We start from the raw sequence: 22031 nt of genomic DNA, 5'->3' as shown, positions 1-22031 counted from the left end.
ACTTCTTGCGTGATTTCGTCATATCCGTGCTCCGTCGGTTCAAACAGAGCAGGACGCTTCACACCTTAACGTTTGGTCCTATTTCCGGGGTCCACTTCATGCATCTCGGTGAACTTGGCGAAGACGAGCGCAATCGCCTCGCCGACGCGCCGATCCGGGTCCTTCTCGATACGATTGTGGCCGACCCGCACGTAGCCGACGGCAACCGTCATGAACAGCTCGCCCCGGCGCGCCTTCTGCTTCAGCGCTTCGAGCGAGCGCTGGCGCAGTACCGACAACTCCATCTCGCTCATGGTACCCTTCATGCCGAGCAGTAGGCGATCGTTGGGCTGTCGTGGATCGTAGACGCCGTCCTCGTCGGCGATCAGTGTGCCGACGAGACCGCAGAACTCGAGCAGCGTGTGCCAGTCGCGACCGTTGCGTGCGAGCCGCGACGCCTCGATCGAGACCACGACCCCGACGCGCACCTCACAGATGGCGGCCAGCAGCTTCTCGAAGCCGGGCCGCGCGACGCCACCGCCGGAGCGGCCGAGATCGTCATCGATGACGGCAACATCGCTCCAGCCCAGCTGTCGCGCGCGCTCCGGCAAATTGTACTGACGGCCTTACTTTCCAGGTTGTGGGCTATCTGATCAGGCGTCGACTGACGGATGTAGACGACGGCCTGCGGGCGAGGTGCTCAGGCGTGACCTTGCTCATGAGCGGCCTCCCTCGTCTCTGCCGTTGGCGTGCCCCTCTCGATATTGGCGCTGTCGGCGAGGGCCTCGACCAGCAGCCCCTCGATCAGGCGGACGAGAGTGCTTCTCTGCGACGCCGGAATCGCCGGCGTCTGGCGATCCTCCTCGAACAGGCTCCCTTGCAAGTGGCGTCTTGGTTGCATGATCCCCTCCTTCACGCAGGGGCCATGCCCCGCCTCGAGAGGCGATAAGCACATCGATTCGCGACCGCAGCTCGACGAGCCTTTCGACAGCCAACCGAGGGCTTGCTGTGAGCGTTGCAGAGCGGGCAATATCCTCGCTCATCCAGGCTGGGATCAGGGCGAGTGTCCCGTCGGGCTGCACCACGACCAGATGGTCCTCGCCGGCGAAGCGCTTGCGGTGCTCGACCTGCACCATCTGCCCGGCCCGAGGATGGAACGGATAGAGGATCAAAACCTCGAACTTCGGACACCCGGCATTGTGACGCTGTCTCGACCGGCACAGGCAAGTCCTGGCTTGCCTGTGCGCTCGGCAACAAGGCCTGCCGCGACGGCTTTTCCGTCCTCTACAAGCGGGCACCCCGCCTGTTCGCAGATCTCGCGCAGGCGCGTGGCGAAGGCCGTCTGGCGCGCCTGATCGCAGCCCTTGAGCGCGTCAACCTGCTCATCCTTGATGACTGGGGACCCGGTGCAGAGCGTGAGATCTGGCTCGTTTGCGCGGGGGGCATGCTCTCCAAGTCTGCTCTCGAGCGCGAATTCCAATCGTCGCCCCCCAAGGCTCACGTATTGCAGTTCTATCACCTGGTCATCTCAACGTATTCGGCTGCCAGTCGGTAGGCGTGAACCTTAGGATTTTCTCCTCGCCCTAAGGCTTGCGTCGAGGGCTTCGTTGCTTGCGTTCAAAGCGCTCGCTAACCGAGGCAACGTGCTGCACTTCAAAATCCCCAATCGAGTTTCGGACATGCCACGGCGAACGCCCTCACAACGCATTGGATCCTTAGGACATCGGGTCGCGGCAGCGCGGTTCGAGCGGCTCGGCAGTTGGATCGTCAGAAATCAGGAGGAGGATGTCGGCATCGACATGGAGGCCGAGTTGTCCGATCCCGACCCGACCGCGGACTTTCTGAAGTGCGAGATCAAGAGCTTCGAAGGTGCCGCTGCCAAAAGGCCAGTTCGGTTGAAGAATGAATTCCTGAAATACGCGTGTGAATGCAGGGTTCCCGTGGTTCTTGTGCTGGTCCAGGCGGTTACGGGCGAGAGTTGGTTCTGCTGGCTCCAGGGGTGCATCGAGGCCAATCGCCTTCGGCCTTCAATCTACGGTTCGCGTGGATTCACTACGATTGCCGCGGACTGGCTCGCCCCCGCTTGACGAGGCGGGGAATGCGGAACTGAAGTCGATCGCTCGTGGTATTCATCCGTAGCCAGGGCGATGCACGTTCGGGATCTTGTCCGATTCGCGTTGGAGACGCACGACCTCGTCGGAGCCGCCAACCGACTCCTGTCCCGCTATCAAAAGGAAATCTCGTACTTTCCTATCGACCTCGTCCTGGACGAAGTTCTGTCCTTGGGAAATCGAATATGGGCGACCCTCGAAGGAAACGCGCTCGCGGAACTTCTCTACATGTTGGCGCGGTCTTACGGTGGACAGTTCAGTCTCGAACAGATTGGCAAGCTCGTCCTGCGTGGAGACGGCTATTCGAGAACCGGAATAAATGCCTTGGGCATCATGTACGACGAGTTTCCCGAGCGCATGAAAGCCCTCAAGCTAGGCGAAATGTTTGAGCGGCACGATGATTGGAGAGTTTCCTATTCTGTAAGTTGCGCAAGAAGCATTCGGGTGTTCCTGTCATGGCGCTGATTACGGGCGGATACGATTGCTCGGTCAATGGGCGCGACCTGCACCCCAGTGCGAGGGATCGCGGTCTCAGCAAATGGGCAAATCGGGGCGACTGCGCCATTCTAGATTTCGCATACGAGGTCGATTGAACGCAAGGCAACAGGATCAGGCCGCCTTTGATCCCGCATTGATCTCCGCATCGCTGCAGACATAGAGCTTGGCGCGCTTCAGAGGCGGTAAGAGCCCGGCGGGCGACACCTCTGTGTGTGGTTCGAGCCAGCCATCCTTCAGGCGATCGACGGTGGATGCCGACAGCCCGGCAGCATCCTTTCCGAGCAGCACAGGCAGCGGCTCGGAGAAGTCGCCGGTCGAGATAGCCTTCAGGTGAAAGGATCGGCAGCAGCCTCTCGATCGACTTCGACCGGCGCATGTAGGGCGGCAGGATCGAAGGCGAGAACCGGATGCGGCCAGGATCGGCGGCGTCCGCTTCGCCATCGCGTACACGCGGCTGGCGGACGGCGACCGGACCGATGCCGGTCATCACCTCGCGCTCCGGCAGGTGACCTTGGCGGGCGACGCGCTGCTGGCTGTCCATGCTGACCGAGAAAGTCCCAAACTCGGCCTTGACCGCCTGGGCAAGCAGGGCACGTGCCCCATTGCGCAAGACTTCTGTGAGTTGATCGTCGAAGATTCCTGGCTGAATCAGATGGACGACGTTACCGTTGGACACGGCGTATCGCTCCTTCGGTGGAGAAGTGGAGGCGTCAAGCACCCCCACGATATGACGCCTTTCCGATTCCCGCCGTCACCAACTTTGGACCATAGCTCTGAATCGGCTCGGCTTCATGTCTATCATGTCCATCTCGCTCAGGTTAGAGACTCTACCAATTTTGGGGGGAGATTGCGGGGCTCAGGTCAGTTAGATGCTCCTTGAGCCTGGTCTCCATTGGAACGGGTCTCATCTACAAGGCTGGTAGGAAGGGGCCTATGCCAAGAGATAGCCACTTTGCCAACGGAGGGACGTTGCCAGTCTTGCTGGATCGGACTTTGCTGGTTCTGTCCGCCGTAACCACAGGGAACCTTTTCGCTTCGCTGCTATACTACAGCGGTTACGGTCTCAATCTCGCTGACGAAGGTTTCTATCTCAACTTCATCGCGAACCCATTCCCTTACGCAATCAATTACTCGGCTTCCCTTTTCGGCTTCGTCTATCACTGGCCATATCAGTGGGCAGGTGGCGACATCGCAGTGCTCCGCATGGCGAACGTCACGTTTACCATGTCGCTGGGCTGGATTGTCAGCTTCCTTGTGATCCGGCGCCTGTGGACTACGCGCTGGCCGGAGGCGGCGGTATTATCGGCGGGGATCGCCAGCTTGGCTTTATGCAACTTTTTCGGCTGGTGGCTCACCCCCAGCTACTACTCACTGACCTTTCAATCGCTCTTGATGGTGATGACCGGCTTGCTGTTAGCCGAAAGCCCAGCCCGCATCTACCAGGTCTTCGGCTGGATCCTGGTCGGCGTTGGCGGCTGGTGCTGCTTCATGGCCAAGCCGACCAGCGCTGCGGCCATTGCCCTCGTCGTTGTGCTCTATGTCGTCGTCTTGCGTCGAAAGTCGCTGCTGCTCATGCTTGGCGCCGCGGTGGTCGCTCTCGCTCTACTGATCGCTACCGCCTACTTTGTCGACGCCGGCATCACCGGGCTGCTGACCCGTATGATCAACAGTGCTGAAATGGAAATCTTGCTGGGTGCAGGGCATGAGGTCTCTCTCATGTTTCGGATCGACTGGTTCGCCACCAGTCGCTCGCAACTCGGTATCGCTGTGTTAGTGGCGATAGCCTATCTGCTCAGCATCCTCATGGGCGCTACGCACAAGTTGCTTTCATCGCTGGTTCTCGCTGCGGTATTGATCCTAACAATAGCGATTGCGCTGCTGGGGGCCGATCCGATCAGTATCAAGCCGTCGACTCTGTTCCTTGTGCCGGCCTTCACGTGCCTTGGCGCGATATTCTATCGTGAGGGATTGGTTTTGACCGCCCAGACGCCAACCAGCATCGCTCTAGCGCTAACCTTTTTGGTCCTGCCCCACCTGTTCGCACTGGGGTCCAATCTCAACTACTGGAACCTCGGTGCGATGGCCGGGTTTTTCTGGATGCTCGCGGTCATTGCTCTCCTGAGCCCTCTCTCGCAACAGGGATGCAGCGTCGCCGCCACCTTGCTGCCCCTATCGCTCTTGGCACAGTTGCTCACTGCATCACTCGTCAATGGCAGCATCCTCAAGCCGTTCCGTCAGGTGAAAGATCTGCACGCTTATACCGCGATCATGCCCATGCCGGGTCGCGGAAAATTGGTGCTCTCGCAACTCTTCCACGGCTATCTGGCCACGGCCAGGGCCCAGGCTCGTGCGGCCGGCCTTGAAGCCGGCACTCCGGTGGTCGATCTCACGGGCCTCTCGCCGACCCTGCTGTACGTGCTTGAGACGCGAGCGCTCGGTCTACCATGGCTGCTCGGGTCACAACCCGGCAGTAACGCAGTCGCGGTGGAAACGCTGGGGCTTGAGAACTGCGCCGACCTGGCCAAAGCGTGGCTACTGATCGAGCCGGAGGGCCCTTATCGTCTTGATCAAGCCAGCGTCATGGCCTCCTTTGGAGCTGGGCAGGCAGACTACGTCGCCGCCGCTACATTCGATCCCCCTGTCTTTGACGATGAAAATCCGAATGCTGCCAGGCAGTTTCTCTTGAAGCCCGTACGCCCAGCCGCCTTGGCGGAGCAAACTTGTCGTGAAGCAAGGCGACGACGGCCGCTTAGCCAGAAATGAACCCAATGGTGAAGACGGAGATCCCTCGCGGTGGGCTTGAACCCCTGCCTCCGGGCGCTGGATAATTGTGCCGACTGCCGTAGTAGCCGTAGTGTCCACGCAGCACAGCGGCGAACCACTCGTGCTGCTTGGCAAGTGGCGCGTGCATGAGCCGCCAAGCCCCTGCCGCAACGCCGTCAGCTTGCGTCAGGCGTTTCCCTTCGGTCTTGTGCTTCACGATGAACCGGCCATCTCGGGTCCGCCCGCAGTAGTGGGTGAAGCCGAGGAAGGCGAAGGTCTCGGGCCGCCCCTTGCCGCGCCGCTGACGCGAGAGGGCCGCGAACCGGCCAAACTCGATCAGCCGCGTCTTGTCCTTATGGAGCGTCAGACCGAAGCTGGCCAGCCGCGCCCTGAGGGCCAAAAGCATTTCCTGCGCATCCGCCTTGCTCTCAAAACCCATGAGGAGGTCATCCGCATAGCGCACGTCACTATGCGACGGCCTGCGTGGCGACGGCGCCATTGGTGGGTCCAGAGATCGAGGACGTAGTGCAGGAAGATGTTGGCGAGGAGCGGGCTGTTGGCTCCCTGAACGCAAAAGATAACTTCCGCTTTGAACGCGTCATCACCGGCTGGCGCGATGGAGCCGTTGTTGATTTGAGACGCAAAAGGTAATACCATTATGTCATATGATTCGATCGACGCAAGCGCAGAAAGCCGAACGGCTGAGGGCGGCGCGACGCTTGCTCGCGAAGAAAATCGGCATGGCGGAGGCGGCCTTGGCGCTGTCGCGCGAAAGCGGCTTGTCGCTGCGGCAAGCCTATCGCTATCTCGAAGTGGCCAAAAGGAAGGAGCCGCTCCTTTCCGCGCCGCCGCCGTCTGTGACGCTCTCCCTGAAAATGCCTGGCGATCTCGCCCAAAAACTCCAGGCGCATGCGGCGGCTTCCAGGCTTTCGGCAAGCGAGGTGATGCGCCGAGCGGTGGCCGCTTATCTCGCGTCTGTCCGCGAAGATGGCTGAGCGGCGAAAAAAGCGCGACGTTCGACTCGAATTTGCGTTCGATCGTCTCGTCGCCGCCAAACTTGAACAGGTTTACGAAATTCTCGTTCCAGATCAGGTGCGCTTCACGCGTGCTGGCGCCGATGTGACGGGAGGCGAAGATGAAAACCGCCGCGATTTACGCCAGAGTGTCGTCGGACAAGCAGAAGGAGGAGAACACGATCGCCAGTCAGACGAGCGCGCTGATCGCTTTCGCGCGCGAGCAGAACTGCGACGTGCCGGCGGAATGGGTGATCGAAGACGACGGCTATAGCGGCGCGAGCTTGTTGCGCCCTGGGCTTGAACGACTGCGCGATCTCGCCGCAGAAGGGCGGATCCAAGCCGTGCTCGTCTACGCTCCCGATCGGCTGAGCCGGCGCTATGCGCATCAAATCCTTCTTATCGAAGAGTTCGCGCGCGCCGGCGTCGAGGTCTTGTTCATTCGCTCGAGACGGGCGGCGACGCCGGAAGACGAACTGCTGCTGCAGTTTCAGGGTATGATCGCCGAATATGAACGCGCGCAAATCCTGGAGCGGTCGCGGCGAGGGAAGCGACATCGCGCCCTTCAAGGCCAAGTGAGTGTGCTTTCTGGCGCTCCGTTTGGCTATCGCTACAAGCGCAAGACCGATCACTCTGCCGCCTATTATGAGATCGACGAGCGACAGGCCGGTGTCGTGCGCTGGGTCTACGAGCTTTACACCGCAAAAAACCACAGCATCGGCGCTATCACGCGCCTGCTCAATGAGCGCCAGATTCCGACAGCCAAAGAAACCGGCCGCTGGGAGCGCTCGACGGTTTGGGCGATGCTGCGCAATCCCGCGTATAAAGGAATGGCCTGCTTTGGCAAGACGCGGATCGCGCCGCGCATGCGTGTGACGCGGCCGTTGCGATTGCGCGGCGGCGTCGCGCCTCGCAACAGCGCCAATCATGAACTTCCTCGCACAGAGTGGATCGAAATCCCTGTGCCGACCATCATCAGCGAAGAGACCTTCGCATTGGCGAACGAGCTTTTGGAAGCCAACAAGAAGCATGCCCCGCGACGCACGATCACGCCGAGCGCCCTGCAAGGATTGTTGAGCTGTGCCAAATGCGGCTATGGGCTCTATCGCACCTCCACCAGGTCGAGCGCTCGAACCATCCATTACTACCGCTGCTTGGGCTCGGATGGCTGGCGCCGGCTCGGCGGGCCGGTCTGCGACAATCGCCCGATGCGCCAGGATTTGCTGGACGAGGTGGTATGGAAAGAGATCGCGCGGTTACTTGAAGACCGACACCTCATCGAAGACGAACTTGAGCGCCGACTCAAGGCGGCGCGCAACGCCGATCCCACACAGCGCCGGGAGGAAACGCTTCGCCGCGATCTTGCGCGCGCCCGGAAAAGCATCGAGCGTCTCCTCACGGCCTATCAGGAGAACCTTCTCTCACTTGAAGAGCTGCGCGGTCGCATGCCCGATTTGCGCAGCCGCGAACAGGCTTGCCTGTTGGAGCTGCAAGCGATCGAAGACCAATCGAAGGAACGGGAAGTTCGTCTGCGTCTCGCCGAATTCGTGACGAGCTTCCTCGACCGCCTGCGCTCGTCCGTCGGCGCGCTCGATATAATCGAACGCCAACGCGTGCTGCGCCTTCTCGTGAAGGAAGTCCTCGTTGGCGACGACAAGATCGTCATCCGGCACTCAATCCCCCTCCCATTCACCCCTCCGGGTGGAAAGGCGCCCGGCGTCGCCGATAGTTCCGTGACCGCTCCTCCACCGCAAAGTTATCTTTTGCGTTCAGGGAGCCATGCCCGCCCCTTGCGGGGTACCCTTGTCCGTTTCTTGCTTCTCGCCGCTCTCCAGAATGTCAGCCCGCAGCCACAGCTCTATGAGCCGCAAGATGGGATCGGCGATCCTGTGCGCCACTATTCGCAACAGCCACTCGTGGTCGACCGAGTCGAAGGAAGCGGCCACAGACTACCCATCACCGTGATATTCCAGATTCGCTGACCATCACCCGCGAGCGCCACGCCTTCGAAGGCCAGTCGCTGGCCGTGATCAGCAGCATCCGGCGGCGCGGCGTCCTCTTCGTTCTCGTGGTCTTGCCGGACGGTAGCCGCTCGCTGATTCCGGCCGACTGGACCGATTGGAACGCCGAGCAGGCAAGCCGAACGCCGGCGGACGATGCTGGTGGTGTCCACGACCTCGGCAGCCTTGGCGATTTGCTCCATATGCGCAAGGTGATCGACGCTCTCTACGGCCGACACGTCGAGTCGGCGCAGGAGAGCCGCCATGCAACTGAACCTAACCTTTCTCGACCAATCCAAGCTTCCACCGAATCCCTTTCCAGCGGTCCCGTCAGCGACGGCGTGGGAGCAACTCGACGAAGCCTCGCGCCTCGCGGCGCTCGATATCTTCGCACGTCTCATCGCCCGCACGCTCTCGACCGGGTCGACGAGGGAGGCCAGCGATGAATGAGCGCGCCAAGATCACGGCCAGCCATCTGTCCCGTCAGGCCATCGTCTACCTGCGCCAGTCGAGCGCCGCCCAGGTCGAGAACAATCGCGAGTCGACCGATCGGCAGTATGCGCTTGCCGCCAAAGCCCGCGAGCTCGGCTGGCCCGACGACCGCATCATCGTCATCGACGAGGACCTCGGGGTTTCCGGCTCCGGTTTTGTCGCGAGATCGGGCTTCGCCCGCCTCACCGCCGCAGTCGCGCTCGCCCACGTCGGCCTCGTGCTCGGACTCGAGGTCTCGCGCCTGGCGCGCAACAATGCCGACTGGCACCGCCTCATCGACCTCGGCGGCCTCACCGACACGCTGATTGGCGACGCCGACGGCATCTATCATCCAGCCCTCTTCAATGATCGTCTCCTGCTCGGGCTCAAGGGCACCATGAGCGAAGCCGAGCTGCATGTGCTGCGGGCCCGCCTCAACGGCGGCATTCGCAACAAGGCAGCACGTGGTGAGCTCCGCCGAGGATTGCCGGTCGGCTTTGTCTGGGGCGAAGCCGATGGCGAGACCCGCTTCCACCCCGACGAGGCCGTTGTCACTGCCATCCGCAACGTCTTCGCCCGTTTCGCCGAGACAGGCTCGGTACGCCGCGTCTGGCTCTGGTTCCGCTCGGAGGGGCTCACATTCCCTCTGCAGATGCACCAGGGCGCAGAGATCCGCTGGGTCGAGGCCAGCTACACTGCTATCCACCACGTGCTCACAAATCCCGTCTATGCTGGCGCTTACGCCTATATCGACGCTCGGCACGCGCACGCAGCCTTGTCGGTTCGCATGAACAAGAGTGACCAAAACGACGCGCGAGGCCTCGCCGAACTGCGGTCGGTTGGTACCGGGAGGTGAAGGTCAAGAGCGAAGAAAGCCAGAAGATTCGTGCGATACTCGTTGCGCGATTTCGTCTCGTGACCATTCGCCGGGATATCGAGAATCAGGTTCGCAGCCTGATCAAGGAATATGGATTGTTGTTCCCTTGCGCAATTGGCTTGCAGTTCCGCCACCAGGTGCACGAGCTCTTGGGCGATGATCATCAGCTCCTGAGCTGATAGCGCCGCTCTTGTCGATCCATGAGAACGTCTGTCAGCAACAGAATAAGTTCGATGACCAAGTCCGCCGGTTGGCAAAACAGGACGAGACGACGCGCCGTCTGATGACGGTCCCGGGTGTTGGTGTTGTGACTGCCCTAACTTTCCGCCATACAATCGATGATCCCTCGCGCTTCCGATCGGCCTCGACAGTTGGCGCCTATCTGGGGCTTACGCCGCGACGTAACCAATCTGGCGAAACTGACACCAATGGCAAGATATCCCGTTGGGGCGATCGACTTCTACGAACTTCCCTGTTCGAGGCCGCAACCGTTCTGCTGTACCGAACAAAGAAATGGTCTTGCCTCAAGGCCTGGGGCATCAAGCTCGCAAAGCGGATTGGCATGAAGAAGGCAAAGGTAGCCATTGCCCGGAAGATCGCCGTAATCCTGCACTGCATCTGGGTCGACGGCACCTCGTTCCAGTGGGGGCAGGCGATGGCGCATAGTCCTATTTTTCAAGCTCCTGGTCCGGCTCCGCTGGACTGGCGATGTCCCGCGGGGACGGTGGTCGTGGCGACCTCGGTCAATCGGCTGGTGGCGGTTCGTCCGCACTCCGCTGCAAACGTTGAGGCGCTCGATCCGGACATCATCATGAGGCGCTCGCGACCTCGGAAAGGACCATGACCCCAGCTACGACATCAATCCAACTACGCAAAGGCGCCAACGACATCGAATATGCAATGTCACTAGGCGATCGTCCCGCCATCCGCGATCGCTCCGTCTCCGCAACCTGACCAGCTCAACGGAGCAATCGCTATCGGCGTGCCACTGGAGAGAAAGAATGGCAGCTTGACAACAACCCGCAATTAAAGGGCCGAATGACAGGATGCATCGATCACGTCGCTGGCTGGACGAGGGCCGCCGTCTCTGGTCAACAAGCTGGATCGTACGGATGGCGCCGGCGAAAGCGATGGCCGCGAGATTGAACATGCGCTCCTCGTCAATAACCTGGCTATCATCCAGGGCTAACCCGTCGCTCTTGAGCGCGCGGAAGGTCTGACGATATTTTCGGCTTCCTCGGCGCAAGCGACGGTATGGGTCGTGAGCAAGCGCCACAAAAGGGGTGTCTTGCCGGCTGGAGCATCGACCTCCCGTACTTCCACTAAGGTGAGGTCGACCAGATCGGGGGCCTCGGATCGCTTCATGTTTGCCGGACGGGACGGGCAATGTGCACGCCTGCGGCGTACAACTCAACCGTTGCCACACGTCCTTATCGCCAGGTCCGCGCGACGCTACCTGTGCCTGGCAGATACCCAACGGCTGCGCGCCGGCAAGCGCCATGAACAACGATCCCCTATCCGCCAAAGATCGATCCTGACCTGAGCGCACGATAGATCGAGCAGCTTTGGCTTGCGGGCGAACAGCAAGTAAATATCGCATTCACGATCGGCCACCATCGTCACTCCGGCCGCATCCGACAGAACGCTGGCAGCGGCCTCGCAACCAGATAGCCAGCGCGCAGATTCCTCGTCTGCAATGGTGCGCTGTGGCGCGATGTGACGCGCTGCTTGTAGCGTGTCCAGATCTCCGCATCAACGAGGCCCACCACCGCCTCGCTCTCGATGTCGACGGCAATCACCGGATGAATGAAGAAGCCTGGTGTCTTGCTGTCCCGCCAGGCCCGAAGCCTCGCCGCTTCTTGTCACGACCGGCAAAATTGATCTCGCTCGTATCCTGGACTGCCAGAATCCGGCGGCCAGCGCATTGCCGGGCCGTCCGCCCATCCAGTGTCTCCACAATCCGATCAACCGTGACGTAGGGCGACGACAAAGACCGTGCACGGCCTTCTCACCAGCTCGGGTCTCTCCCAATTTGCGGAGCACCAACGTGCCCGCCGTCGCCACTCGCTCGATCAGCCAATCGTGAGCGTCACGATAGGATCACCGGTGCCCGGGCTTGACTTGCGCGGAATGCTCTGGATAGCGCGGTCGGGATGATTGACGCCGCCGGGGCGCGGTGATGGGGTGATCCCGGTTCGGAGCGGGCAACGGGATCAGAATGAACAGCGAGTCGCAGCTGCGCGAGAAGCTTCGGAAGATCGAGGCGTTGTTCGTGGGGGCCGGAACTGCTGGTGAGCGCCTTGCGGCGGAAGCCGCGCTGCAGCGGGTGCGGGCCCGGGTCGAGGAACTCGCTCGCCACGATCCACCGATCGAACAGCAATTCTCACTTCCCGACCAGTGGTCTCGGCACCTTTTTCTGGCGCTTTGCCGCCGATATGGGCTGCGGCCGTTTCGTTATCGCCGGCAGCGACGCAACACGGTGATGGTCCGTGCGTCACGGGGCTTCGTCGATCGAGTCCTGCTGCCGGAGTTCACCGAGCTGGAGGGTGCGCTGCAAGTGTATCTGTACGAGGTGACGCTGCGCGTGATCCGCGAAGAGATCTACGACGACGCCAGCGATGCGCAGGAAGTTCCAGATGCGCTGCCGTCGAACTGATCAGGCGGCGAGCTTTGCCTGCGAACTATCGCGCTCGGCCTTCCAATTCCACGGCAACAGCATGTGCAGCTGATTGATCTTTGTACGTCCGGAGACGATGCGCTCGAGAACATCGGTCAGATAGTGCCGCGGGTCGATGTCGTGCAGCTTTGCCGTGTTGATGAGCGATGCGAGGGTGGCCCAGGTTTCGGCGCCGCCCTCACTGCCGGCGAACAAGTAATTCTTCTTTCCCAGGCCTATCGGCTTGATGCTGCGTTCGACCGTATTGCTGTCGATCTCGATGCGCCCATCATCGATGAAGCGCGTCAGGCCTTCCCAATGGTTGAGGGTGTAGCGGATCGCCTTGCCAAGGCCGGATTTCTTCGAGACTTCCAGTAGCCGCGCCTCGAGCCAGGGTTTGAAGTCCTCGATCAACGGCCTGGTGTCGGTCTGCCGCACTGCAGCCCGATGCGCCGCCGGCAGACCGCGGATGCGATCCTCGATGGCGTAGAACATCGCGATCCGTTGCAGCGCTTCCGCAGCAATCGGCGACTTCGTCGCCACGTGAACGTCCCAGAACTTCCGCCCCGCATGCGCGAAGCAGAACGCCAACTGCACCAGATGGCCGCCGTTCTTGATCAGGCCCTTGTAGGCGGCATAGCCGTCGACCTGCAGGATGCCGTGGTAGTCCCCGAACAGCTGCTTGGCGCGGATCGCCTTGCGATCCTCAGCAAACATGTAGACTACCGCCGGCGGTGCCGGGCCGCCCCACGGACGGTCATCGGTGGCGATCGCCCAGAACTGGCAGACTTTGGTCCTGCCACGGCCGGGATCGAGAACTGGCAGCGGCGTCTCGTCGGCAAACAGCCGCGGGTAGGACATCATTGTGTCGCGCAACAGCGTGTGAAGCGGCTTCAGCCACCAGGCGGCGCGGCCCATCCACGAGGCCAGCGTCTGCCGATCGAGCGTGATGCCTTGCGCGGCGAACATCTGTTCCTGCCGATACAGCGGCAACTGGTAGCCGTATTTCATCACCGCGATGTGGGCCAGCAAGGCTTCCGTCACCATCCCGCCATCGATCGCCTGGGCCGGCGCAGGTGCCTGCATCACACCCTGGCGGCATCCCCAGCAGCCATACCGCGGACGCACAATGCGCTTGACCCGGTACTGCATCGGAACGACGTCGAAGGCTTCCTTGACGGTCTCCCCGATCTTGTGCAGCCGCTCGCCGCAGCAAGGGCAGATGTGGCTCTCGACATCGATTACGACATCGATGCGCGGCAAATGCTCCGGAAGCTTCCCCCGGTTGCGTCGCGCCGGTCGCTTTCCACGGCCCTCCGCTCCATCAGGCAGCCTGCCTCCGGTTACGTCGTCGTTGGCCGCGGCACGAGCCGCCTGTGCCGTGATGGTGAAGAGAGGCAGCTGTCCGGGATCCAGTGTCTCGGAGCGGGGACCGAAGATCGTGCGCTTGAACTGGGACAGGATCATCAGGAGCTTGTCGTTCTCCTGAACCGCAGCGTCGCGTTGGGCGATCGCCGCATCACGCTCGGCCGAAAGCGTGCTGCATTCCGCCGACAACGCCGCAAGCCGTGACGACAGCGCCATCACGGTGTGTCGGAGCAATGCTGGATCGGAAGGCAAATCACTCATGCAGAGTGATTTTACAACAACTCCGCATGAGTGACGAGCTACTCTTGATACGGATCAACCAGCTCGCGCTGGCTGATCCACAACCCGCATCGGCACACGCTTCCAGTCTGAGCCATCGAGCAGCACCGAGAGTTGAGCATGAGATAGCGGCATAACGCCTTCCTTGATCGGCGCCCAGGTGAACTGCCCCTCGATTCTTTTGTAGTAAAGGACAAGGCCGCTTCCGTCCCAGGTCAGGATCTTCACGCGATCTCGGCGCTTGGACCGGAAGACATAAAGTCCGCCGTCGTACGGATTGGCCCCAAACGCCTCGCTCACCAGCATCGCCAGTGAGTCCATCCCCCGACGGAAATCGATCGGCTGCGTCGCGATCCAGATCGACAACCCAGGTCGGAGCCCGATCATCGGCCAACCGTCCCGACTGCCGCAAGCACCTCGCACAGCGCCCGCCGGTCGACCGTCCCCCTGACACGGATGCGAACCGCGCCGACTTGGATCTCAATTGCTGCCTGCTCTTCGCGCGACGACAATTCGCCGCCGCAGCCAGTGATCGCGACCGGCACAAAGCCAGGTGGCACATCTCCGTCCCGGCGCTCCGCGAGCTTCACCCGCGTGGTCTGACGACGCCACAGAAACAACAGGCTTGGGCTGATGTCGTGTCCTCGTGCCACCGCGGACACGCTTGCACCCGGCGCGAAACTCTCCGCGACAATCGCCGCCTTCGCATCGGTCGACCAGCGCCGACGCCGGCCCGTCCCGGTGATGATTTCGACACGCCGCAGCGTGTCGGCGCCGTGTTCGAGGATAGGCGTATGCCTATCCTTATCGCTATCCTTACGACTATCCTTCGACATTGTGACCTCGCGACAAACCATTCCGCGAGATCTTCTAGCCGATCAGATCAGCCCTTAGCGCGCGGTCCCTGCATGACGCTCACAGCCAATCAGCCCGCTCAGCAACCCGAACATCGCCCAAAGACATCGCATGCCCTCCCTCCCAGACAGGTCGAAAGGCCTTGAATCACACTGCATAAATTCCGGGGAATCAGTTTCGGGCATCCCATAGCCCAGAATGAACGGGTAGTTTGGCTGATTCCCCCACACCCCGGGACCAGACACCTAGCAAGAAACGTTAAATCGTCTGCCTGTTCTTCAGGCAGGAGTCGACCGAAAGGCGCATGCCTTCTCGCAAGGCGATCTTGGGCGCATACCCGAGCACTTTTCGGGCCTTCGTGATATCGCAGGCAATTGTCTTGTTCATTTCAGACAGGAGATGGATTTTCTGGTGATAGATGCCGGCATGCTGAAGAGTTGCATCGAGCACAGTTGCTACCTCGGCTGCAATGCTCGGCAGACGGAGTTTGTTGGGTTTGACCGTCATGCCGAAATCTTCACGCAGAACCTTGCCGACCGTCTCGACAATTTCGTTCATGGTGTAGGACGTTTCGTCCGCAAGCCAGAAAATCTCGCCCGCCGCATTTTTGTGAGCTGCGGCGAGCAGGATGCCCTGCGCCAGATTATCGGTGTAGCCCATGGATCGGCGGTTCCGTCCAGATCCAACGATCGGAAACTTGCCGTCTTTGACCATCTTGAAAAAAAGCGTTTGCCTTGACGGCTGGTTCGGTCCGTAAAACCAGGGCGCACGGATGATGACAATTTCTGTAGGGCTGCCAGCGGCAATCTCCGCACGCAGCGCTTTTTCCATCAGCATCTTGGAGCGGCCGTATCCCATATACGGGTTATAGGGGCTTTCCTCTGTGGATCTGTGATCCGGATGTGGGTTGCAGCCGATCGCCGAGTTCGACGACAGGATAATCGCACGCCGCACACCTACCTTCTGCGCTGCCGTGAGCAGATTGATCGTGCCCTGCGTATTGATCGCTTCAAACTGAGCAACGGATCTGGGATGTATGACCCCCGCCATGTGGATCAATATGGCGTCCTCGGCGGCGGCCACGAGTGCACGGACACTTTCCATGTCCCTGATATCACCTGTCACGATTTCCACGTGCTGTTCACGCAGCTGCGACACGTCTTCCCCCGGAAGTACTAGCGCCCTTACCCGGAAGCCTCCGGTTGCGAGCAGTCGTACTTCCGGCAAACCTTTCGTCAGCGCCGCCGCGATGCGCCGGCCCAGCCAGCCGGTGGCGCCCGTCAGAAGCACGAGGGGGACGTTCAGGGTTACCGGGATTACCTGTTGCACAATAATAACCGCCTTAATCACTGTCTCTTGCGGCCGACCGGGCGCGCTCTTGTGCGGAATGATGGAGTGCTGCTTCCGCGACGCGGAAGGCTAAGGCCATGATGGTCATTTGGGGATTGACGCCTGGCGCTTCCGGAATCAGGCTGCCATCGGCTACAAAGAGGTTTTCGAGGCCACGCACTCGTCCGTAACTGTCGACGGCGCAGGCATCCTGATGCTCACCTGGCGGGCAACTCGAAAACAGGTGTACGGTCATCAGATTCGTTGCCCTTTTGGGCAGAGGCTTGTTCCAGAACTCATGTACCTGATCAGGGCTCGTCCACCCTTCATGGCCGGATATGCTAGGGAACACCTTGCGGGCGCCGGCCGCAAACATGGCTTGGCCAAGACGGGTGAGAACCTGGCTTAGAGCAATCCAGTCCTCAGGGGCGAGCTTGAAACTAACGAGCGGCTCGCTGAAGCCGGGAAGCGATCTCACTGAGCCTACCCCGCGGGGCCGTATCATGCCGTAATACGAGCCGCAAAAACGCCAGTCCCGCATCAGATCACTGCGATTTGTCCAATCTTCCGCAAGCGAGAGGCCAAATACCCCGGGCGTGAATATCGATCCACCAATGCGTTGTTCCGGCATAAATTCGGTAATTGCCGTCAGAGGAGGCCGCGACTGATGTGCATCGACAGGGTCGTTAAACAGCGCCGTTGCCTTTACCGTCGGGTGAAGGCGCAGTGTATCGCCAATGCGTTTACGCGGGCCGGAGCAGCGCAAAAGCGCGGGGGTGTGTATTGCACCTGCGCAAACAAACACCATGCCGGCTTTTACAAGCACTGTCACGGCTTGTCCGCCCGCATCGCGTGACTGGGCACGCACCTCCGTGACACGGCGTTTTTCAATTCGTATGTTGTCCACCCGCGTTTGCGCCAGCAGCCGCATGCCGCCGTCAACCGCCTTTGGCAGAAGGGTCACCGCCATGGACTGCTTGGCGCCGTTCGGGCATACATAGGAACATCGGTTGGCCCCCTTGCAGCCACGTTGTGCCCGTTTCAGCTCCGTCACTTTCCAGCCCAGCGCTTCGCCTCCTTGCCGCAGAATGTCAGTCGGACGTCCGAGCGGACCGGGGGTCAGGCTTGCACTTACCGCCGTCTCCGCGCGGTCGTAATATGGCGCCAGTTCATCCGGGCTAAAATTCTCGATCTTATTGAGCTTGCGCCATTGATCAATGAGATCGCTATCGACTCGCTGGGTAATAGCGGTGTTGATTTCTGTCCCGCCCCCGACGCATCGGCCTTCAGCATAGGTAACGGGGGGCCGGCCAATCGCGGCGGTTATTCCCCCGCCGCGCCAGGCCGCCGAAAATGCCTCGCTTGCTCTAGGCGAAGCCGATGATGAGGGAATATGCTTGCCTTCTTCAAGCATAACTATAGATAAGCCGGCAGCTGTCAGCACGTCTGCCACGCTGGCGCCGCCTGCGCCGGAGCCGATAATCACCGCATCCGCCTCCAGTTGCAGTTCGTGGCTCGAACGAAAACTGCTTTTCATGTTCAAGCCTTTTGGTTCTGTGTAGTCCGTGCGGACAACAGCTTTGCCGCCACGGGCGTCTGCTCACAGAATGCGAGCAGCGTCATCGATCGATAAAGGCGCATGACGGACGTGATGGGACCGGGCCATCTCTGCAGAAGAGTATAAAGCCTGTCTGCGCGTAATGCGCTTGCCAATGGACCGCCCGCGCGGCATGAAATCAAGAAGATGCAAGGGCTCAGCAATATCGAAACGCTTCGAACCGCCAAACGAATATGAAACGGGGCGTCTGCAATGGCTCGGGTGACGCTTCCTACGACTTCAGTGACTACGGCAGGTTTTTCTTCCCCATCAAGCAATGGCCACGTAGGCACCAGAGTTGCCACAAGCACTCTATCGAATACCATTTTTGTCTCCTCGAGCCAGAAAAATAATGCCAGCAAAGACAAGATCGAGCCTGATCCATTTGCGCAGATGGAACGGTTCTCCAAATATATAAGATGATGTAACCGCCAGCATCGCAAACCCGGACCTGCCAAAACCGGATAAGGGACGGACACCTCCATGGAGTCGAGAGCCTTTGCAAATAGCACCGCCTATAAAGCCAATTGAGAGAAACTTATTGGCTAGTCCAGTCGAAGGGAGTGAGGCCCGGCTCCATTTAAGCAATAGATTGCGGATACAGGAATTCAAGCTGGCGGCAAGAACCGCGATCAGGGGTTGCATATTCATCCCGGGATTATCCGCAACACGTGAGGGACCAGTGCTAAAACCTGCTGTTTGACAGGCGACTTATGGTGTGACGCTCCGCGCTTGGTTATAGAAGCCTTATTGGCCCGATACCAATCATAGGCATCGATGATCATCTGAGAATTAGAGTACTTCGGCGTATATCCAAGTTCTCTTTGCGCCTTCGAAATATCGAAATACATTGATCGCCCGTACGCCAGTGCATGGAAAGGGCCCAAGGGAGAGAGGCCGAGCGCACTTGCGAAGTTCGCTGCGATGATAGTCGGCCAGATCGGAACAGATTTGATTCGGCTTTTGGTTCCGGCGTGGTCGATTAGCGCCTGCAGAAGGTCACGCATTGTGCCAAATTCGGCGGCTCCGATATTGTATTCTGCAAAGCCTTTCACATCCGAAGCTGCAATGCAAACCCAGGCCAAATCGTCCGAGTGAACGAATTGATATTTGTTATTTCCGCCAGCCAAAACTGGAATGTCGAGGCCCCGTTCTATCCAGTCAAACAGGATTTGGAAGATGCCGAGGCGGCCATTTCCGAGAATAGTCCGCGGACGCACAATCGCCACATCTAGATCATGACGATGCACTGCTCTTTTACAAATGGTTTCTCCTGCGAGCTTTGCGCGTCCGTAGTCTTCGGCAGGATTGGGTTCTGTAATCTCTGTGACGGGATTCGTTTTCCGGGCGCCATAAACAGCGGTGGAGGAGGTATATATGAGCTTCTCGACTCCTGCCGCAGCCGATTCGTCAGCAATGATCTGTGTGCCGTCCTTGTTGACGGACCAAAACAAGCATAGGTCCTTAGCTAACGGGTTCTGGGCAGCGGTGTGGAATACCTTGTTCACGCCGGAGAGTGCCTGTTTGACTGCCTTGCGATCCAGAATCGTGCCTTTGAAAAAGTCCAGATTAGGATGATTGAAGCCGGGGAGGTTCAGGTCGAACACGCGAACGTGGGTTCCTTGCTCAAGCAATTGTTTGCTGAGCACTTGCCCAAAATATCCCGAGCCGCCGGTTACTAGAGCTGTATTCACCATCTCTGACTACACAAATCTTTAGAAGACTACTGGGAACACGTGTACGTCCGCTGAGTCCTCGATTGGAGGATTAGAGTTATTCGGCTCTAATCCCGGCAACGTGCTGGTGACGCCACTGGGTTGTGCAGCGGGACGTCGTACACGCGATGACATCCTCGTCTATGAAATTCCTTCGACGAGCCAGATGCCCTGAGGCGTCCGAGATCGCGGCGGAGGCGCTTGTTCTTGACTAATCAGCAATCGATCAGGTTTGTTTGTGAGAACTGATAGTGGTTGAGGTTGCATGCCGAATTCCCTGCTGGTTATGCTTGGCCAAATCGCGTTCGTTACCAATAAGTGCCATACGTTTTTCATTTAGATCAACGACTAACCCTGGTAGTTAGCCGCGCCGCATGCTGTGTTTGTCGTCGACCTGAGCCCTTGTTTCATCCTGCGATGGGTAGAGTCCCGGGTTGATTTGAGCCTTCGGCCTGGTGATGCAACGGGATGGTGCGCGGAGCCTCGGCATAGGGCAGCGTCCCATCCTGTTGCATCTTGGGAGCGCTGATTTCTGCGTAGGTCGAGGGTGCGACATTGCCGACACCGCTATGTGGTCTCACCGTGTAATCGTCTTTCCAGACTGCGAGTTCTTCGCGGGCGTGGGCAAGGAGTGACCTGCCCCCGAACTTTCATCCAGCGCTAACTAGAGTCTCGTGGGTTTTTACGTCGCTTGGCGCGGGTGGAGCAACGGGCGATCGGCGGAGCTGGTCGGGTTGCGCAGCCGATCGCCCGTTGCGGTGAATGCGGCAGCATAGGCCGCGGGTGTTTGGTATTTCAGCGAAGAGTGTGGGCGCTCGCCGTTGTAGTCGGCGACCCATTCGGCTAGCTTGTTCTGGGCATCGTCCAGGCCGAAGAACAGCTATCGTTCAAGAACTCGTCTCGCATCTGGCCGTTGATGCAGAAGACGGCCCCGCTCTCACGGCGCCGGTGATATCGTGCCAGATGTGCTGGCGGCAGAAGGAGTCAATCAAGATGAACATCGCGACTATTGGGTTGGACATTTCGAAGCTCGCTTTTCACCTCCATGAGGTGGATGACGAAGGTAGCGTGGTCTGTCGCCAACGCCTGGGCGTGGTGAGATCATCTCCTTCTTCTCATCACTGTCATCTCTGCCTGGTCGGCATCGAGGCCTGTGGTTCCGCGCACGACTGGGCACGCGAGATCCAGCGGCTTCGTCGCGAGATTGATTCCGCCGGCATATGTAAAGCCCTACGTCCGGCGAGGAGCTAAAAAAGATGCCACTGATGTGGCCGCAATCTGCGAAGCGGTTGCTCGCCCTAAGACGCGCCACATTCTAGCGCTCCTCCGAGGCTCGCGAGCCGATCAATTACTGGTCAAGCGCTGGGCCGACTTCGCCCGCCTCCTTGATGATGGCAGAATCTGCCTGACCAACAACGCTGCGGAAAGAGCGCTGCGCGGTATCGCTCTAGGAAGACGCAATTGGACCTTTGCCGGTTCTCAGGGCGGGGGAACCGCGCCGCTAGTCATGCTGACGCTCTCACCACCGCAGGCCTCAACGATGTCGACCCGCAAGCCTGGCTCGCCGATGTTCTGGCCCGCATCGCCGATCTGCTTGCCTCGCGCCTGCACGAGCTGCTTTCTTGAGAATGGAAAAGGCTACGCGCGCTCGTAAAAACGTCTGATCAGCGGTCCGTCGCACTTGAACGTCTCTTCCGGCTAACGACCATCATAACCCAGACCGTCTATGCGCGCGCGTAATCGTTGCGCGGCCGTCATTGGATGCGTACCCGGAGGCTAACATTTTGCCTTTTTTTTTGCGGCGGACCGCATCATCTGTGATGCAGATCAGAATGCGCCGCTAACGTTTGGCGCACAAGGTGCGATCGTCGCGGGCTCGCGGAGACCCGGCGATCGCATCACAACGTGGCAGGTCGAGACGCAAACGTGCTCCTGATCGTATTGCCGCCTGCTTTCCATGCGGTCTGTGACGCTGAAGGATTTGGGCCAGCGCGAACAGCGAAATTGTACTTTTTCGTTGTGCGAGGTCGTGTTCGCAACAGGTTGGCGCGATATCATCACAAGCGACGATTTGCTTTCGATGGAAGGAGGAACTGCGCTTCGCTCTGACCACCTGTCCACGAAGCGGCTCTCACGGGCGGAGCATCGGGCGATTGGCCCAGCTCTTGCTTGGCTGCTGCCAACAACGTCCAACTCCCCTGTTTTATCGGACTTGTCCACGGCAGGACAGGATATGCGACGAAAGACAATCATGAAGAATTGGACCTCCAGGACGACTAGCGCACTGGCCATGGCGACCCTGGTCTTGATCACCGACGCCGCGCGGGCGGGCGAATACAACACGGATAAGATCGGCGACGTTCGGCGGCAAGCTCACCGCGACTTAACCCTGACGTGCACCCCTCAGGGCTATGTGACGCGCTGCTTGGAACAAGAACAGCAATCTCATCATCCGACGGGATTGCTGAAAACTCCGGCGCCCCATCAACGCCATCGGAAACAGCAACATCGAATGTTCGG

21 protein-coding genes and 4 pseudogenes are annotated in these 22031 nt (G+C 59.8%); 13 read left to right on the top strand and 12 right to left on the bottom strand.

Translation table 11 applies throughout. The features are described from left to right. Positions 1-65: 65 nt before the first annotated feature. Positions 66-590, bottom strand: a complete 525-nt coding sequence (locus tag IVA81_RS19805) for a recombinase family protein (protein ID WP_247321084.1) — start codon at positions 588-590, stop codon at positions 66-68. Between the two features lie 89 nt (positions 591-679). Continuing rightward, complete coding sequence (locus IVA81_RS19800; protein WP_247321083.1) at positions 680-880, bottom strand: hypothetical protein; 201 nt, start codon at positions 878-880, stop codon at positions 680-682. 315 nt (positions 881-1195) lie between these two features. On the opposite strand from IVA81_RS19800, the pseudogene IVA81_RS19795 reads away from it, so the two are divergent. The 3 genes and pseudogenes from IVA81_RS19795 to IVA81_RS19785 form a co-directional block, all read left to right on the top strand. Next, positions 1196-1384, top strand: a pseudogene (locus tag IVA81_RS19795) (ATP-binding protein); the annotation flags it as partial. Positions 1385-1586: 202 nt separating this feature from the next. Then, positions 1587-2066 (top strand): DUF4365 domain-containing protein, encoded by a 480-nt coding sequence (locus IVA81_RS19790; RefSeq protein WP_247321082.1) that lies wholly within the window; start codon positions 1587-1589, stop codon positions 2064-2066. Between the two features lie 90 nt (positions 2067-2156). Continuing rightward, the gene (locus IVA81_RS19785; RefSeq protein WP_247321081.1) at positions 2157-2555 is read left to right on the top strand and encodes a hypothetical protein; all 399 of its coding nucleotides are present in this window, start codon (positions 2157-2159) and stop codon (positions 2553-2555) included. A gap of 240 nt (positions 2556-2795) precedes the next feature. Here the strand turns inward: IVA81_RS19785 and IVA81_RS40695 are convergent. After that, positions 2796-3312 (bottom strand): annotated as a pseudogene (locus IVA81_RS40695) (transposase); the annotation flags it as partial. A 269-nt stretch (positions 3313-3581) separates the two neighbouring features. Between IVA81_RS40695 and IVA81_RS19775 the strand changes: the two are divergent. After that, a complete protein-coding gene (locus tag IVA81_RS19775; RefSeq protein ID WP_247321080.1) occupies positions 3582-5351 on the top strand; it encodes a hypothetical protein in 1770 nt (589 codons plus the stop codon). Here IVA81_RS19775 and IVA81_RS40690 read toward each other — a convergent pair. Further along, positions 5338-5790, bottom strand: a complete 453-nt coding sequence (locus tag IVA81_RS40690; RefSeq protein WP_346659406.1) for a hypothetical protein — start codon at positions 5788-5790, stop codon at positions 5338-5340. The genes IVA81_RS19775 and IVA81_RS40690 overlap by 14 nt on opposite strands. 301 nt (positions 5791-6091) lie before the next feature. Between IVA81_RS40690 and IVA81_RS19765 the strand changes: the two genes are divergently transcribed. From IVA81_RS19765 to IVA81_RS19735, 7 genes are all read left to right on the top strand, one after another. Continuing rightward, the gene (locus IVA81_RS19765) at positions 6092-6346 is read left to right on the top strand and encodes a ribbon-helix-helix protein, CopG family (protein ID WP_247321079.1); all 255 of its coding nucleotides are present in this window, start codon (positions 6092-6094) and stop codon (positions 6344-6346) included. A gap of 140 nt (positions 6347-6486) precedes the next feature. Then, positions 6487-8346 (top strand): recombinase family protein, encoded by a 1860-nt coding sequence (locus tag IVA81_RS19760; RefSeq protein WP_247321077.1) that lies wholly within the window; start codon positions 6487-6489, stop codon positions 8344-8346. 282 nt (positions 8347-8628) lie between these two features. Beyond that, positions 8629-8814, top strand: a complete 186-nt coding sequence (locus IVA81_RS19755) for a hypothetical protein (RefSeq protein WP_247321075.1) — start codon at positions 8629-8631, stop codon at positions 8812-8814. Continuing rightward, the gene (locus IVA81_RS19750) at positions 8807-9691 is read left to right on the top strand and encodes a recombinase family protein (RefSeq protein WP_247321073.1); all 885 of its coding nucleotides are present in this window, start codon (positions 8807-8809) and stop codon (positions 9689-9691) included. The genes IVA81_RS19755 and IVA81_RS19750 overlap by 8 nt, the downstream gene beginning before the upstream one ends. Next, positions 9688-9891: a hypothetical protein gene (locus IVA81_RS19745; RefSeq protein WP_247321071.1), complete on the top strand. Its 204-nt coding sequence runs from the start codon at positions 9688-9690 to the stop codon at positions 9889-9891. The genes IVA81_RS19750 and IVA81_RS19745 overlap by 4 nt, the downstream gene beginning before the upstream one ends. Before the next feature lie 11 nt (positions 9892-9902). Then, complete coding sequence (locus IVA81_RS19740) at positions 9903-10556, top strand: transposase (RefSeq protein ID WP_247321069.1); 654 nt, start codon at positions 9903-9905, stop codon at positions 10554-10556. Between the two features lie 1374 nt (positions 10557-11930). Continuing rightward, positions 11931-12368 carry a hypothetical protein gene (locus IVA81_RS19735; protein WP_247321067.1) on the top strand — a complete coding sequence of 146 codons (438 nt, stop codon included), beginning with the start codon at positions 11931-11933 and terminating at the stop codon, positions 12366-12368. Here the strand turns inward: IVA81_RS19735 and IVA81_RS19730 are convergent, their stop codons facing one another. The 8 genes and pseudogenes from IVA81_RS19730 to IVA81_RS19695 all read right to left on the bottom strand — a co-directional run. Then, the gene (locus tag IVA81_RS19730) at positions 12369-13835 is read right to left on the bottom strand and encodes an IS66 family transposase (RefSeq protein WP_346659407.1); all 1467 of its coding nucleotides are present in this window, start codon (positions 13833-13835) and stop codon (positions 12369-12371) included. It abuts the gene before it with no gap. A gap of 216 nt (positions 13836-14051) precedes the next feature. After that, entirely contained in the window at positions 14052-14402 is a 351-nt protein-coding gene (gene tnpB, locus IVA81_RS19725) for an IS66 family insertion sequence element accessory protein TnpB (protein ID WP_247321063.1), read from the bottom strand. Next, positions 14399-14851, bottom strand: a complete 453-nt coding sequence (locus IVA81_RS19720; protein ID WP_148745815.1) for a transposase — start codon at positions 14849-14851, stop codon at positions 14399-14401. The genes tnpB and IVA81_RS19720 overlap by 4 nt, the downstream gene beginning before the upstream one ends. 277 nt (positions 14852-15128) lie before the next feature. Next, on the bottom strand, positions 15129-16220 hold the full coding sequence (locus IVA81_RS19715) for an NAD(P)-dependent oxidoreductase (protein WP_247321061.1): 1092 nt from the start codon (positions 16218-16220) through the stop codon (positions 15129-15131). After that, positions 16213-17736, bottom strand: coding sequence for a GMC family oxidoreductase (locus IVA81_RS19710; RefSeq protein WP_247321059.1), 1524 nt, complete (start codon positions 17734-17736; stop codon positions 16213-16215). Before IVA81_RS19710 ends, IVA81_RS19715 begins: the two co-directional genes overlap by 8 nt. Positions 17737-18108: 372 nt before the next feature. Beyond that, on the bottom strand, positions 18109-18447 hold the full coding sequence (locus IVA81_RS19705; protein ID WP_247321057.1) for a QacE family quaternary ammonium compound efflux SMR transporter: 339 nt from the start codon (positions 18445-18447) through the stop codon (positions 18109-18111). Beyond that, positions 18444-19493 carry an NAD-dependent epimerase/dehydratase family protein gene (locus tag IVA81_RS19700; RefSeq protein WP_247321055.1) on the bottom strand — a complete coding sequence of 350 codons (1050 nt, stop codon included), beginning with the start codon at positions 19491-19493 and terminating at the stop codon, positions 18444-18446. Before IVA81_RS19700 ends, IVA81_RS19705 begins: the two co-directional genes overlap by 4 nt. Before the next feature lie 668 nt (positions 19494-20161). Further along, a pseudogene (locus IVA81_RS19695) lies at positions 20162-20426 on the bottom strand (integrase core domain-containing protein); the annotation flags it as partial. A 78-nt stretch (positions 20427-20504) separates the two neighbouring features. Between IVA81_RS19695 and IVA81_RS19690 the strand changes: the two are divergent. Continuing rightward, positions 20505-20762, top strand: coding sequence for a hypothetical protein (locus tag IVA81_RS19690; RefSeq protein WP_247321085.1), 258 nt, complete (start codon positions 20505-20507; stop codon positions 20760-20762). Beyond that, a pseudogene (locus IVA81_RS19685) lies at positions 20665-21137 on the top strand (transposase). The gene IVA81_RS19690 and the pseudogene IVA81_RS19685 overlap by 98 nt, the downstream one beginning before the upstream one ends. The last annotated feature ends 894 nt before the right edge of the window (positions 21138-22031 follow it).

It is taken from the genome of Bradyrhizobium sp. 141, from assembly GCF_023074055.1.
GTDB lineage: Bacteria > Pseudomonadota > Alphaproteobacteria > Rhizobiales > Xanthobacteraceae > Bradyrhizobium.
The sequence above is the reverse complement of the archived record's forward strand: the minus strand, read 5'-3'. Positions and strand labels throughout refer to the sequence as shown.

What these genes read in the sequence shown, in the direction of transcription:
- IVA81_RS19765 (WP_247321079.1), top strand. Translation starts at nt 6,092, where the DNA reads ATGGCGGAGGCGGCCTTGGCGCTGTCGCGCGAAAGCGGCTTGTCGCTG.
- tnpB (WP_247321063.1), bottom strand. Translation starts at nt 14,402, where the DNA reads ATGATCGGGCTCCGACCTGGGTTGTCGATCTGGATCGCGACGCAGCCG.
- IVA81_RS40690 (WP_346659406.1), bottom strand. Translation starts at nt 5,790, where the DNA reads ATGGGTTTTGAGAGCAAGGCGGATGCGCAGGAAATGCTTTTGGCCCTC.
- IVA81_RS19750 (WP_247321073.1), top strand. Translation starts at nt 8,807, where the DNA reads ATGAATGAGCGCGCCAAGATCACGGCCAGCCATCTGTCCCGTCAGGCC.
- IVA81_RS19800 (WP_247321083.1), bottom strand. Translation starts at nt 880, where the DNA reads ATGCAACCAAGACGCCACTTGCAAGGGAGCCTGTTCGAGGAGGATCGC.
- IVA81_RS19690 (WP_247321085.1), top strand. Translation starts at nt 20,505, where the DNA reads ATGAACATCGCGACTATTGGGTTGGACATTTCGAAGCTCGCTTTTCAC.
- IVA81_RS19735 (WP_247321067.1), top strand. Translation starts at nt 11,931, where the DNA reads ATGAACAGCGAGTCGCAGCTGCGCGAGAAGCTTCGGAAGATCGAGGCG.
- IVA81_RS19755 (WP_247321075.1), top strand. Translation starts at nt 8,629, where the DNA reads ATGCAACTGAACCTAACCTTTCTCGACCAATCCAAGCTTCCACCGAAT.
- IVA81_RS19730 (WP_346659407.1), bottom strand. Translation starts at nt 13,835, where the DNA reads ATGATCCTGTCCCAGTTCAAGCGCACGATCTTCGGTCCCCGCTCCGAG.
- IVA81_RS19760 (WP_247321077.1), top strand. Translation starts at nt 6,487, where the DNA reads ATGAAAACCGCCGCGATTTACGCCAGAGTGTCGTCGGACAAGCAGAAG.
- IVA81_RS19705 (WP_247321057.1), bottom strand. Translation starts at nt 18,447, where the DNA reads ATGAATATGCAACCCCTGATCGCGGTTCTTGCCGCCAGCTTGAATTCC.
- IVA81_RS19700 (WP_247321055.1), bottom strand. Translation starts at nt 19,493, where the DNA reads ATGGTGAATACAGCTCTAGTAACCGGCGGCTCGGGATATTTTGGGCAA.
- IVA81_RS19710 (WP_247321059.1), bottom strand. Translation starts at nt 17,736, where the DNA reads ATGAAAAGCAGTTTTCGTTCGAGCCACGAACTGCAACTGGAGGCGGAT.
- IVA81_RS19720 (WP_148745815.1), bottom strand. Translation starts at nt 14,851, where the DNA reads ATGTCGAAGGATAGTCGTAAGGATAGCGATAAGGATAGGCATACGCCT.